The following is a 12,503-nucleotide window of genomic DNA, read 5'->3' as shown; positions in this document are numbered from 1 at the left end:
ATTCCGATCTGATCACGCGGGCGGCCCGCCCCCTCGGGCCCACCCGGGGACGGCCGTACCCACCCCTTGCGCGCGACCCCCCGATCCGCTGAACTGACGTACCGTCAGAAACGTGGAAGCGGAAGGAGTCCGGCGTGGACTCGATCTGGCTCAGCGGCGCCGAGTGGCTGGCCGTCCTGCGCGTCGGGCTCGGCCTGTGGTGGCTGGAGAGCTGGCGCCACAAGGACAAGAAGGACTGGTTCGCGCAGGGCAGTGGCATCGCCTGGGCCGGCGACATCGCCGCAAGGCACAAGTGGCACGCGGTCCGCAGCGGCTACGACACGGTGGTCCGGCCGCGCCCGCGAGTGATGGCGTACGTGGTCGTCTACGCCGAACTCGCCCTGGGATTAGGCCTGGTGGCCGGGTTCCTCACACCCGTCGCCCTCGTGTGCGGCCTGCTGCTCAACCTCGTCTACTTCGTGCTGATGATCCACGACTGGGCCGAGCAGGGCCAGAACGCGATGATGGCGCTCATCTCGCTGGTCGCCCTCGGTGCCGTGTCCTGGGAAACCTGGTCGCTCGACAACGCGCTGGGCCTTTTCACATGACCGGCCCGGCGGACGGCACGGGGCCCGGCGCCCGCCCGGGTGTCCCGACGGAGGCCGGCGCCCGGCCGGGTGTCCAGACGGCGGCGGCGCCCGTGGCCCGGCGCCCCGACGCGGCCACGCCCGACATCGACGCCTTCACCCGTACCTACTGGGACGCCGCCGCCGAGGGACGCCTGCTCATCCGGCAGTGCGCCGCGTGCGCCCAACCACACCACTACCCGCGCGAGTTCTGCCCCTACTGCTGGTCCGAGGACGTCACGTGGCACCCCGCGAGCGGCCGCGCCACCCTGTACACCTGGTCCGTCGTGCACCGCAACGACCTGCCGCCCTTCGGTGAGCGCGTGCCGTACGTCGCCGCCGTCGTCGATCTCGCGGAGGGGCCCCGGATGATGACCGAGATCGTCGGGTGCCAGGAGGACGAACTGCGGATCGGGATGGAACTGGAGGTGACGTTCCGGCCGGGCGCCGAGGGCGGCGTGACCGTCCCGGTGTTCACCCCGCCCAGGGACGCCGACTGATCTCCGCCCGCACCTTCCTCGTCAAGGCCACAGAAGTTCCCGGGTCCAGGCGGCGGCGGAGTCTTCGCGCCGGTAGCGCAGCCGTACGTGCCGGCGGCGCGCGTCACCCTGGAAGAACTCGACCTCCGCCGGGGCCAGGACGTACCGGGTCCAGGTCGGCACCGGGGTGTCCGGCTCGGCCCGCGCCCGCTCCCAAGCGGCATCCGAAACCGCCTCCAACTCCCGCCTGGACGCCAGCACTTCACTCATCCTGCCGGTGAGGGCCGCCGCCAGGGCGCCGGTCGAGCGGGCGTGCAGATCGGCCTGCGACGCCTCCTGCCCGGCCGGGGTGACAACCCCGCGCACCCGCACCTGCCGCCCCACCGCCGGCCAGTAGAACCCGAGCGCGGCAACCGGGTGCTCGGCGAGCTGACGCCCCTTGGCGCTGGTGGAGTGCGAGGCGAAGTGCCAGCCCGCGTCGTCGGCGTCGTGCAGCATGAGCGTGCGGATGTCGGGACGGCCGTGGGAGTCGACCGTCGCCAGCGACATGGTGTGCGGTTCGAGCTGCCCGGCCCCGGCGGCGTGGACCAGCCAGGACTGGAAGAGGGGGAGCGGGGCGTCGGGTGCGGTGTCCGGGTCGAACGGGGGCAGGGGCGTGTCCCAGACGCGGAGGGTATGCAAAAACGCACGGAATTCCATCCCCCCATCCTCCCGCCCCGGCCCACCCCTGCGGGTGGCGCGGCACCACCAGGACGAGCCGTCGCCCACCTCGACCCGCCGTCACTGGTCGCTGGACGGCGCGCAACACAGCCTCGGTGCGATCGCGGGCCTGGATCAGCCGCATGAACCCTCCGAAGGATCAACGCGGCGCTGCACTAGGACTGGAAGAGTACTTCCGGATTGTTCGGCGAGGGGCCGTCCAGCAGCGGACTGTGGATCCCCTTCAGCGTCTGGTCGAAGAACGCCGTCACGTACTCGCGGGTGATCACCACCCCGCGTGCCGGGGAGAGGGGCGGCGTCGGGAACCCGGCCTCCTCCAGAAGCAGGTCCAGGTCGCTGAAGCTGAAGTGGTCGGCGCCGGCGACCGTCAGCCACTTCTTGTAGCCGCCGAGGGCGGCCATGGCCTGCTTCCACGTGTAGTCGTCGCCGTTGACGGCCGCGCCCAGCATGAGGAAGGGCCGGTCGATCTGACCGGGCATCGGGGCCGGGTGGAAGGTGCCGTCCATGTTCACTCCGGCCCGTACGCGCGGGTCGGCGATCATCGTGGTGGCGGCCGCCGCTCCGCCGATGGAGTGTCCTGCCATGCCGATCTCGTGCTTGTCGATGAGGTGTGCCAGGGGCCACGCGGTATTGCCATGTGTCAACTGGTCGATCACGAAGGACACGTCCAGCGCGCGGCCGGCGGTGACCTTGTCCATGTCGAGGTTCGGGTCGTCGCAGATCGCGCACGGCGGCGTCCGGCCGTTCGCCAGCGTCTCGCCGCTGTCCTCGTAGGTGTGGCCGACGAGCGCAACGACGTAGCCGTGACTGGCCAGGTCGGTCGCGAGCGAGGTGAGCACCATGCGCGGGTCCTCGTGCGCGGGTGAGAGGACCACCAGGGGGTGCTTGCGGTGTTGCGGTCGCGCGCCGTCGAAGGCGTGAGTGGTGACGCCGGCAAGGTTCTGCGGGGTGACGCCGGAGCTCTCCGGCAGCTTCCGGTGCTGGATGGCTCCGGCTGCCTCGGCGAGGGTCATATACGGGGCCGGAGTACCGGTCCCGGGGACGGCCGGGTAGACCATCGTGACGGTCAGTTGGCGGGGGCCGGACGACGGCACCCACGGGTCGAGGCGGCTCGCGTCGGTGAGGTGGATGACGTCCTCGCCGGCGGCGTAGGGGCCGGTCGGCGCGGGGAGCGTGCCCTGGAAGGACCGCGTGGGCGCGGCGGCGGCTGTGGAGGAGGTCGCGTGCACGGTGGACGGCGGGGTCGTGGCGGCGAGTCCGGTGCCGGTCGCGGCCACTGATACGGCGAGACCCAGGAGGGCGACAGCGCTGATACGGCGCTTGCGGTTCGAGGTTGCGTTCACGGGCACGATCCTGCCCGGCCCCACCCTGACGCTCGATCATGCAGGCTCCCGTCTTGCGGTGGTGCCAGCTACACACTGAGATCCCCTGCGGCGCAAGGTTCCCTTCGCCGGCATTCAGCCACATGGCCAAGAGTCCCTGGCAGGTGACTCGGGTGATCACAAGGAACCGCAGCGCCCTGCCCACTCCCGCTGTCGAGTGGGTTGCACCAGCGTGCACGAGCCGCCCTCACCCCCGCCCCAGCACCACCGTCCCGGAGGAGCAGAACCAACCCCCCGTGCCCGACGCCACCGCGATCTCCGGCAGGGTGCCGCCCGGTCTGCGTACCTGGCCCGCGCCCGCCTCTCCGCGTAGCTGCCGTACCGCCTCCACCAGCAGGAACAACCCCCGCATCCCGGGATGGCACGCCGAGAGTCCGCCGCCGTCCGTGTTGACCGGCAACGCCCCGTCCCGCAGCAGCCGGCCCTTCTCCACGAACGTGCCCCCCTCGCCCTTCGCGCAGAACCCCAGATCCTCCAGCGTCACCAGGGTCATATAGGTGAACGCGTCGTAGATCTCGGCCAGGTGCACGTCGCCCGGCCCCACGCCCGCCCGCTCGAAGGCCAGGCGTCCCGACACCGCCGCCGGTGACACCGTGAAGTCCGGCCACTGCGACATCGTCGTGTGCGAGACCGATGTGCCCGAACCCAGCACCCACACCGGCGACTTGGCCGTGTCCGGTACGTACTCCTCCGCCGCGAGCAGCACCGCGCACCCCCCGTCGGAACGCACGCAGCAGTGCAGCTTGGTGAACGGGTCCGCGATCATCGGGCCGGACAGCACCTCGTCCACCGTGATCGGGTCGCGGAACATCGCGTCCGGATTGGTGGCCGCGTTCGCCCGCGCCTGCACCGCCACCTCCGCCAACTGCCCCAGTTTTGTGCCGAATTGGTGCATGTGGCGGCGCGCGGCCATCGCGTACTTGGCGATCAGCGTGTGACCGTACGCCACCTCGAACTGGAGCGGGCCCCGGCTGCCGAAGGAGAGGTTCGCGGTGCGCCGGGCCGCCTTGATGTCGGCGCGCGCGGTCGACCCGTACACGAGGAGCACGGCGCGCGCGTGGCCCGCGGCGATCGCCTCGGCGGCGTGCGCGGCCATGACCTCCCAGGTCGCGCCCCCGACGGCGGTGGAGTCCACCCAGGTCGGCCTGAGCCCCAGGTACTCGGCGACCTCCACCGGCGCGAGGGTGCCGAGCCCGGCGGAGCCGAACCCGTCGATGACGCTCCGGTCCAGCCCCGAGTCGGCGAGCGCGCGCCGGGCGGCCTGGGCGTGCAGGGCGTACGGGGTCGCGTCGTCCACCCGCCCGCTGTCGGACAGCGCGACACCGACGATGGCCACCTTGCGCGGGTGGCGCGCGGCGTGCGGCGATGGCCGGGGTGGTGGCGGTGGCGGTGGTGGTGGCGTCGGCTGTGCTGGCGGCCGGGGCATGGAGCTGACGGTACGTCAGGTTGCGGTGCGTACGGAAGTGGGCGGCCAACCGCCGTTCAGCCCTGTGCATTTGGGGTGGTCACCCCTAGCATGACGGCCCGTCAGATCAGAGGCTGTCGCCTCTGGGGGAGGAGCCCGCCGATGGACGCCGCCTTCACCGCGGAGCAGGACGAGATCCGCCGCACCCTGCGTGAAGTGCTCGCCAAGCACTGCGGCCCACAGGACGTCAAGAACGCGGTGCGCACCCCGGCCGGTCATGACGCCGCGCTCTGGAGACGGCTCTGTGGTGAGCTCGGGCTCGTGGGGCTCGCGCTGCCCGAGGAGTACGGGGGAGCGGGGTGCACGCCGACCGAACTCGCCCTGGCCTGCGAGGAGACGGGCCGCGCTCTGCTGCCGTCCCCGCTGTTCGCCACCGCCGTGCTCGCCGCGCCGCTCGTCGCGGCCCTGGGGAGCGGGGCCCAGAAGGCCGCCCTGCTCCCCCTGATCGCCCGGGGCGAGCGGACCGCCACCCTCGTGGTGCCCGGCGCCGGGCTCGCGCCGGCGCTCGGCCTGACCGGCGGGGGCGCGGACGGCGCGTGGGTCGGGGGCGGTCGGGCCGGAGGCATCCAGGCCGGGCGCTCGCCGGACGGCGGCTGGCGGCTGTACGGGGAGGCCACGCAGGTGCTCGACGGGCACAGCGCCCAGTTGCTCGTGGTAGCCGCGCACGCCGGCGGATACGCCCGCAGCCGCATCCTGTTCTTCCTCGTACCCGGCGACGCGGCCGGCCTGCGCCGCATCCGCCAGACCACTCTGGACGAGACGCGTACCCAGGCGCGGGTTCAACTGCGGCAGGTTGAGGGCGAGTTGCTGGGCGGCGCGGACGGGCCCGATCCCGCCGTCGCGCTCGCCGACGTCGGGCGCACCGCCGCCGCCTGCCTCGCGGCCGAGGCCGTCGGGGCCGCGAGTGAGGCGCTGGGGCGGACGGTGGCGTACGTCAAGGAACGCGAGCAGTTCGGGCGGGCCATCGGGTCCTTCCAGGCGGTCAAGCACCGGTTGGCCGACCTGTACGTCCAGGTGCAGGCGGCGCGGTCGGCGGCGTACTACGCGGCCTGGGATCCCGGCGCGGGCGCGGGCGCTCTCGCGCTGGCGCAGGGGCTGGACGCGTTGCGGTCCGCCGCGGGTGAGGCTGTGCAGTTGCACGGGGGGATCGGCTTCACTTGGGAGCACGAGGCGCACCTGTACTTCAAGCGGGCTGCGGCGGACGACTTGCTGTTCGGGCCCGCGCATCGTCTGCGCGGGTACGCCGCCGAGCGGGCCGGCCTGTTCGACGGCGCGCGCCGCCGGGCGGGCTGAGGTTGCCGACGTGGGCCCGCACCGACCCCGCCAGGGGCGCGGGGAACTGCGCGAGAAGCGCCCACGGCCCGCAGCCGACGTCCCTGGGGCTCCGCCCCAGACCCCCTTCGGCCTGAACGGCCTCGTCCTCAAACGCCGGACGGGCTGAGGGTGCTTGTATGGGCCAGCATGACCCCTGCCCCGGGGTTGGCCCGCGCGGGCCAGCACGGACCCCGCCAGGGGCGCGGGGAACTGCGCGAGAAGCGACCGCGGCCCGCAGCCGACGCCCCTGGGGCTCCGCCCCAGACCCCGTTCGCGCCTTAAGGGCGCTCGTCCTCAATCTCCCCCAAGGCCTTAAGGGCCAGGGGGGACCCCCATGACGGGCTGAGGTGTGCCGGACGGGCCAGCACGAACCCTGCCAGGGGCGCGGGGAACTGCGCGAGAAGCGCCCACGGTTCGCAGCCGGGGTCCCTGGGGCTCCGCCCCAGACCCCCTTCGGCCTGAACGGCCTCGTCCTCAAACGCCGGACGGGCTGGGGATGCGCATGGGGCCCGCACCAGATGCTCAGCGGCACGGGCTGAGGTTGCCCACGCGGGCCGGCACGCACCCCGCCAGGGGCGCGGGGAACTGCATCAGAAAGGGGCACATTTCGCACCCAGGGCGGCGCGCACGCGGCCCGCGCCGAACACGGGAATGCCGACGGCGGTCGCACCCCTACCCGGGGCGAACCACCGTCGGCGCGACAGGACTTGCCGGGCGAACGGCAAACGGCCAACGGTCAGCTGCGAACGGTCGACGGGCGAGGGGCGACGGGCCCCGGGCGACGGGCCCGGGCGACGGTCAACGGCGCATGCCCGTAACGCAGTTACTTCGTCGGCCTCTTCCCCGTAATACCCAAGTGCACCAACAGCGCCAAATTGGGCCGCAGTTCCGCCTGCTTGACACCCCACGTCTGGAACCCCTTCTGGTGCGACGCCACCGACGCCAGCATCGCGACGAGGGAACCCGCCATCGCCGCAGGGCTCACGTCCTTGTCGACCTTGCCCTTGGACTGGAGTTCGGTGACCGCGTCCGTAAGGGAGTTGGTGACGGAGTTCAGGATCTTCATGCGGATCTTGTAGAAGCGCTTGTCGCCCTCGGCGGCACCCAGATCGACGACCCTGAGGATCGCGTCGTTCTTGCGCCAGAAGTCGAGGAAGCCCTCCACCAGCTCCTCCGCCGTCTGCCAGCCGGCCCGCCCGACCCAGGAGCGGCCCTCGACCAGCGCGGTCAACCCGGCGCCCTCCTTGGCCATTTCCTCCGCGATCTCCAGGACGGCGCCCTCGACGTCGGGGAAGTACTGGTAGAAGGTCGCGGGTGAAGTGCCCGCCTTCCGGGCCACGTCGATGACTTTTACGTCCCGGTAGGGCGACGAGCTGAGCATGTCGCTGAGGCAGTCGAGCAGCTTCTGCCGTGTCGCCTGGCCGCGTCGGCCGGCCACGCGGCCGTCGACGGTGCGTACTTGTCCTGTCATGCCGTCAGCTTACCGAGGGGTGATCGGAGCGCTATTCGGCCGAGTGCAAATGGGGGCCGGGGCGTGAGCCCCGACCGGCGCCGCCCCGGCGGTCTCCTCGGTGGCCTGATCTCGTCCACCACCCGAATGGTGTTATCAACAGCCTGTGGACAACTTTGGTGGACAAGCCGTGCGGGGCCTGGGTTCGGCGACCGTCCCGTGCCGGAAAAGCGGCATATTGGCGCATTGTCCGCCCGCGCCGGACCCGACCCGGCATTAATTTGACCCCGACGCGGCGCGAGGCGGCCCCGCGCCGGAACGACTCGGGGAGAAGCCCTCGGCGAGGCACCTCAGGAAGGAATCAGGCGCATGGGCGGATATCCGGAAGGCGCGCCGTGCTGGGCCGACGTCTCGCTGTCCGACGTCGCGGCCGGCAAACGGTTCTACGGAGGACTCTTCGGCTGGACCTTCGACGAGAACACCGGCCGGGGGCAGTACACCAACGTCTACCTGGACGGCCGCCGCGTCGCCGCCCTCCAGCCCAAACGGGACGGCCGGATGCCGACCACCTGGACCGTCTACTTCGCCACCCCCGACATCCGCGCCCTGGCCGCCCGCATCCGCGAGGCCGGCGGCCGGATCATCACGGAGCCGATGCCGGTGGAGCCGCACGGGATGATGGCGCTCGCCGCCGACCCCGGCGGCGCCGTCTTCGGCGTGTGGCAGGGCGCGGCGCACGCCGGGTTCGAGCGGGTGCGCCGCCCCGGGTCCTTCTGCTGGACCGAGGTCTACACCCGCGACAAGGACCAGGCCGACGCGTTCTACGCCGCCGTCTTCGGCTACCGGGGCACCGACGCGGGCAGTGACGCGGGCCTCGGGGCCGACATCCGCTCCTGGTCGCTGCCCGGCGCGGAACCCGGTCCCGAGAGCGCGGTCGGCGCCCGCAGCCTCATGTCGGACGCCTTCCCCGCGGCCCTGCCCGACCACTTCCTCGTGTACTTCCTCGTCGAGGACTGCGATGTGACGGCCGCCGCCTGCGTCCGCCTGGGCGGCCGGGTCACGACCGAACCGTTCGACATCCGTTACGGGCGGGTGGCCGTCCTCGTCGACGACCAGGGCGCCACCTTCGGGGTGCTGAGCACGTAGCCGGGCGGCCTCGGGCCCGAGGACTCCGGCTGCCCCCGACCCCGCCCGGTCTGCCCCGCCCGGCCTGCTCCACCCCCCGGGGTCCCGGCCCGCCCGGCCTGCCCGGGTCCGCTATGAGACATCCCGTTCTGGGCCCGGGTTGGCCACCGGCCACCTCCGGCAGGGAGAATCGGGGTGCCGCGTGAGACGCTGCACGGGGCCGCATTCATGCACGGCCCGTACGGGGAGGTGGCAGGCAAGTGGAGCAGCTGACGCAGCACGACCCGAGGCGGATCGGGCCCTTCGAGGTGCTGGGACGGCTCGGCGCCGGCGGCATGGGCCTGGTCTATCTGGCACGCTCGGCCTCGGGACGCCGCGTCGCCATCAAAACGGTGCGCACCGAGCTCGCCGAGGACCAGCTCTTCCGGGTCCGCTTCACGCGCGAGGTCGAGGCGGCCCGCGCGGTCAGCGGGTTCTACACCGCCGCCGTCGTGGACGCCGACCCGCGCGCACCCGTCCCCTGGCTCGCCACGGCCTATGTGCCGGCGCCCTCGCTCGAAGAGATCGTGAACGAGTGCGGGCCGCTCCCGGCGCAGGCGGTGCGCTGGCTGGCGGCGGGCATCGCGGAGGCGTTGCAGTCCATCCACGGCGCGGGCCTCGTACACCGCGACCTGAAGCCGTCCAACGTCCTCGTCGTCGAGGACGGGCCGCGCGTAATCGACTTCGGTATCGCGTCGGGGGTCTCCAACACCCGCCTGACCATGACGAACGTGGCGGTCGGCACCCCCGCGTACATGTCGCCCGAGCAGGCCAAGGACTCCCGCAGCGTCACCGGCGCGTCGGACGTCTTCTCGCTCGGTTCGACCCTCGTCTTCGCCGCGACCGGGCACGCGCCCTTCCACGGCGCCAACCCCGTCGAGACCGTGTTCATGCTGCTGCGCGAGGGCCCGGACATCACGGGTCTGCCCGACGAGCTGCGCCCGCTCATCGAGTCCTGCATGCAGATGGAACACCCGAACCGGCCCACCCCCGAGGACTTGCAGGCCCAGCTCGCGCCCCACCTGTTCGCCTCCGGCTCGGACGACAGTGGCACTGCCTCGGCCTGGCTGCCGCCCCGTTCCGTCGCCATGATCGAGCAGCGCAGGGGCGGCGGCCGCATGCAGCTCCTCGCGCCGCCCACCGACCCCGCGCCGAACCCGAACCGGAACCCGAACCCGGCCCCGCGCTCCGGCGGCCCCACCGCGCCGCCCCGCCCCGCCGACCCACCCCCCTACGCACCCCGGCACGGCGGCTCCTCCGTCACCTATCCGCCCGCCCACACCGACGACCCGGTCCGGCTGCCGGGCGTCAAGGTCCCCATCGGGCCGGGGCCGCGCGTCGCCGACGCCGTCCGCGTCTCCGTGGACGCCGGGTCCGCCACCGGCTGGATCCGCAGGCCGGGTGTCCCCGCCGCGACCGGCGCGGGGGCCGCGCCCGTACCGCCGCCCGCCCTCCCGCCGGAGGCGCCGGGCCGCTGGCGGCCCTGGCGTTTTCGCATGTCCAACGACGTGTGGGGCACCCCCGCCGTCGCGGGCGACCTGCTGTACGTGACCTCCTTCGAGGTGCACGCCCTGGATGTGGGCACCGGCCGCCGCCAGTTCAAGACGCGGGACGTCGCCTGGGCGATGGCCATCGAGGCCGGCCGTATCCACGCCTCCGACGGACCCACCCTGTACGCCCTCGACGCGAGCGACGGCGGCGAGCTGTGGCGCCTCCAGGCCGACGCCTGGGTGTACTCCCTCAAGGCCGACCGTGGCACCGTCGTCACGGGCACCCGGGGCGGCGGCGTACAGGCCTGGGAGGCGGCCAACGGCGAGAAGCTGTGGGAGCTCTCCGGCGCCCAGAGCGACTTCGAGACCCCCGAGGCCGGGCCCCTCGTCCACGACGGCACGGTCTACGTCTGGCAGGACGCCCGGCTGCGCGCCCTCGACGCCCGCACCGGCGTCGAGCGCTGGTCCTACCCGATCGGCGACGCGGCCTCCTGCGGCGGCGTCCCGGTCCGCGTCGCGCCCGCGCGGGACGGTTACGTGTACGTCAGTGCCGGCACCCGCGTCCTCGCCGTCGACATCGCATCGGGCCATGTGCGCTGGCACTTCGAGGCCCCCGCCGTCTTCCTGTGCCCGCCCACGTTCGCGCCGGGCCCGGCGGTCGCGGGCGGCGGGGTGTACCTCGCCGACTACCTCGGCACCGTGTACGCCCTGGACGCCTCGACCGGCAAGGACCGCTGGCGCATCGCCACCGAGGCACGCAACTCCGTCGAGCCGGTCCTGGTGGCCGACGGCAACGTCCACGTGGGCAGCGGCAACGCGCTCTACACCCTGGACGCGGTCACCTCCACCCCCAAGTGGCGCTTCGCGGCGGGCGGTCCGGTGGTCGGCACCCCCGTCGTCGCCGACGGCCGCATCCACTTCGGCTCGGCCGACCACTGCCTCTACACCCTGGACGCGGCCGGCGGCCAGCTGCGCTGGAAGCTCGCGACCGGCGGCGAGATCAGCGGATCTCCCGTGGTACGCAACGGAGTTGTGTACGCGTGCAGCAAGGACCGCTGCGTGTACGCTCTGGACGCGGTGAAGGGGACGGCCACATCGGGCTCCCGCTGAGCGCGCTTCGGCACCCGAAAGGCCGCGTATTCCATGACAGTTGAGCCGCTTTCCCCCGCCACGGTCGTGACCCGGCTGCGCGCCGCCGGGTGCGTGTTCGCCGAGGACGAGGCGGAGCTGCTGCTCACCACCGCGCGGGATCCGGCCGAACTCGCCGCGATGGTGGAGCGCAGAAGCTCCGGTCTTCCCCTCGAACACGTCCTGGGCTGGGCCCAGTTCCACGGGCTGCGGATCGCGGTGGACCCCGGGGTCTTCGTCCCGCGCCGGCGCACTGAGTTCCTGGTCCAGCGGGCGCTGGCCGTCGCCGACGCGTCCCGGCCAGTGGTCGTGGTGGACCTGTGCTGCGGCTCGGGGGCGCTCGGCGCGGCCCTGGCGTCGGCGCTGCCGCTCGCCGAACTGCACGCCGCCGACATCGAACCCGCCGCCGTGCGCTGCGCTCGGCGCAATGTGGCCGCGCTGGGCGGCCGCGTCCATGAGGGCGACCTGTTCGACCCGCTTCCGCCCGGGCTGCGCGGCCGCGTGGACATCCTGGCGGCGAACGTTCCCTATGTACCCTCTGGCGAGGTCGCCCTGCTGCCGTCGGAGGCCCGCGACCACGAGCCGCTTGTGGCCCTGGACGGCGGGGCGGACGGGCTGGACATCATGCGCCGGGTGGCCCGCGCGGCGCCCGGCTGGCTCGCTCCCGGCGGAACGGTCCTGATCGAGACCAGCGAGCGCCAGGCGCGGGGTGCGCTGTCCGCGCTGGAGGCGGCGGGCCTTGAGGCGGCCCTGTTCACCTCCCCGGCCCTGCACGCCCACGTAGTAACCGGAACCCACACCCCCTGACGCTCCGCCCCCAACGCCGGACGGCCTGACTGTGCCCGCGCGGGCCGGCACCAGCCCCGCTTCGTCCCCAACGCCGAACGGTCTGACTGTGCCCGCGCGGGCCGGCACCAGCCCCGCCAGGGGCGCGGGGAACTGCGCGAGGAGCGCCCACGGCCCGCACCCGAAGGCCCCTGGGGCTCCGCCCCAGACCCCGTTCGGCCTGAACGGCCTCGTCCTCAAACGCCGGACGGGCTGGGGATGCCTATGGTGGCCCGCACTAGATGCTCAGCGGCACGGGCTGAGGTTGCCCATGCGGGCCGGCACGAGCCCTGCCAGGGGCGCGGGGAACTGCGCGAGGAGCGCCCACGGCCCGCACCCGAAGGTCCCTGGGGCTCCGCCCCAGACCCCGTTCGCGCTGAAGGCGCTCGTCCTCAAACGCCGGACGGGCTGGGGATGCCTATGGTGGCCCGCACTAGATGCTCAGCGGCACGGGCTGAGGTTGCCCATGCGGGCCGGCACG

The 12,503-nt window shown here is 73.1% G+C and carries 10 protein-coding genes; 6 read left to right on the top strand and 4 right to left on the bottom strand.

Translation table 11 applies throughout. The features are described 5' to 3' along the window. The first annotated feature begins 134 nt into the window (after positions 1-134). Both ACFYM2_RS00440 and ACFYM2_RS00435 read left to right on the top strand, forming a co-directional pair. Entirely contained in the window at positions 135-587 is a 453-nt protein-coding gene (locus tag ACFYM2_RS00440) for a DoxX family protein (protein ID WP_388832148.1), read from the top strand. 92 nt (positions 588-679) lie between these two features. After that, positions 680-1,105, top strand: a complete 426-nt coding sequence (locus ACFYM2_RS00435) for a Zn-ribbon domain-containing OB-fold protein (protein WP_388833047.1) — start codon at positions 680-682, stop codon at positions 1,103-1,105. A gap of 21 nt (positions 1,106-1,126) precedes the next feature. Here the strand turns inward: ACFYM2_RS00435 and ACFYM2_RS00430 are convergent, their stop codons facing one another. The 3 genes from ACFYM2_RS00430 to ACFYM2_RS00420 all read right to left on the bottom strand — a co-directional run bounded on the left by ACFYM2_RS00430 (position 1,127) and on the right by ACFYM2_RS00420 (position 4,522). After that, the gene (locus tag ACFYM2_RS00430) at positions 1,127-1,783 is read right to left on the bottom strand and encodes a pyridoxal 5'-phosphate synthase (RefSeq protein ID WP_358994793.1); all 657 of its coding nucleotides are present in this window, start codon (positions 1,781-1,783) and stop codon (positions 1,127-1,129) included. A 176-nt stretch (positions 1,784-1,959) separates the two neighbouring features. Next, entirely contained in the window at positions 1,960-3,147 is a 1,188-nt protein-coding gene (locus tag ACFYM2_RS00425) for an alpha/beta hydrolase family protein (RefSeq protein WP_388459820.1), read from the bottom strand. Positions 3,148-3,373: 226 nt separating this feature from the next. Next, positions 3,374-4,522, bottom strand: a complete 1,149-nt coding sequence (locus ACFYM2_RS00420) for an acetyl-CoA acetyltransferase (RefSeq protein ID WP_388832145.1) — start codon at positions 4,520-4,522, stop codon at positions 3,374-3,376. 231 nt (positions 4,523-4,753) lie between these two features. On the opposite strand from ACFYM2_RS00420, the gene ACFYM2_RS00415 reads away from it, so the two are divergent. After that, complete coding sequence (locus ACFYM2_RS00415; protein WP_388832142.1) at positions 4,754-5,944, top strand: acyl-CoA dehydrogenase family protein; 1,191 nt, start codon at positions 4,754-4,756, stop codon at positions 5,942-5,944. Between the two features lie 844 nt (positions 5,945-6,788). Here the strand turns inward: ACFYM2_RS00415 and ACFYM2_RS00410 are convergent. Beyond that, positions 6,789-7,436, bottom strand: a complete 648-nt coding sequence (locus ACFYM2_RS00410; protein ID WP_388462097.1) for a TetR family transcriptional regulator — start codon at positions 7,434-7,436, stop codon at positions 6,789-6,791. A gap of 348 nt (positions 7,437-7,784) precedes the next feature. On the opposite strand from ACFYM2_RS00410, the gene ACFYM2_RS00405 reads away from it, so the two are divergent. The 3 genes from ACFYM2_RS00405 to ACFYM2_RS00395 all read left to right on the top strand — a co-directional run bounded on the left by ACFYM2_RS00405 (position 7,785) and on the right by ACFYM2_RS00395 (position 12,004). Then, complete coding sequence (locus tag ACFYM2_RS00405) at positions 7,785-8,561, top strand: VOC family protein (RefSeq protein WP_359008028.1); 777 nt, start codon at positions 7,785-7,787, stop codon at positions 8,559-8,561. A gap of 239 nt (positions 8,562-8,800) precedes the next feature. After that, positions 8,801-11,179, top strand: coding sequence for a PQQ-binding-like beta-propeller repeat protein (locus ACFYM2_RS00400; protein WP_388832139.1), 2,379 nt, complete (start codon positions 8,801-8,803; stop codon positions 11,177-11,179). 33 nt (positions 11,180-11,212) lie between these two features. Further along, positions 11,213-12,004 (top strand): putative protein N(5)-glutamine methyltransferase, encoded by a 792-nt coding sequence (locus tag ACFYM2_RS00395; RefSeq protein ID WP_388832136.1) that lies wholly within the window; start codon positions 11,213-11,215, stop codon positions 12,002-12,004. Positions 12,005-12,503: the final 499 nt, after the last annotated feature.

It is taken from the genome of Streptomyces sp. NPDC006711 (genome assembly GCF_042869775.1).
Taxonomy (GTDB): domain Bacteria; phylum Actinomycetota; class Actinomycetes; order Streptomycetales; family Streptomycetaceae; genus Streptomyces.
The sequence above is the reverse complement of the archived record's forward strand: the minus strand, read 5'-3'. Positions and strand labels throughout refer to the sequence as shown.

Coding starts and splice junctions, on each gene's coding strand:
- ACFYM2_RS00415 (WP_388832142.1), top strand. CDS start 4,754: ATGGACGCCGCCTTCACCGCGGAGCAGGACGAGATCCGCCGCACCCTG.
- ACFYM2_RS00430 (WP_358994793.1), bottom strand. CDS start 1,783: ATGGAATTCCGTGCGTTTTTGCATACCCTCCGCGTCTGGGACACGCCC.
- ACFYM2_RS00395 (WP_388832136.1), top strand. CDS start 11,213: ATGACAGTTGAGCCGCTTTCCCCCGCCACGGTCGTGACCCGGCTGCGC.
- ACFYM2_RS00405 (WP_359008028.1), top strand. CDS start 7,785: ATGGGCGGATATCCGGAAGGCGCGCCGTGCTGGGCCGACGTCTCGCTG.
- ACFYM2_RS00410 (WP_388462097.1), bottom strand. CDS start 7,436: ATGACAGGACAAGTACGCACCGTCGACGGCCGCGTGGCCGGCCGACGC.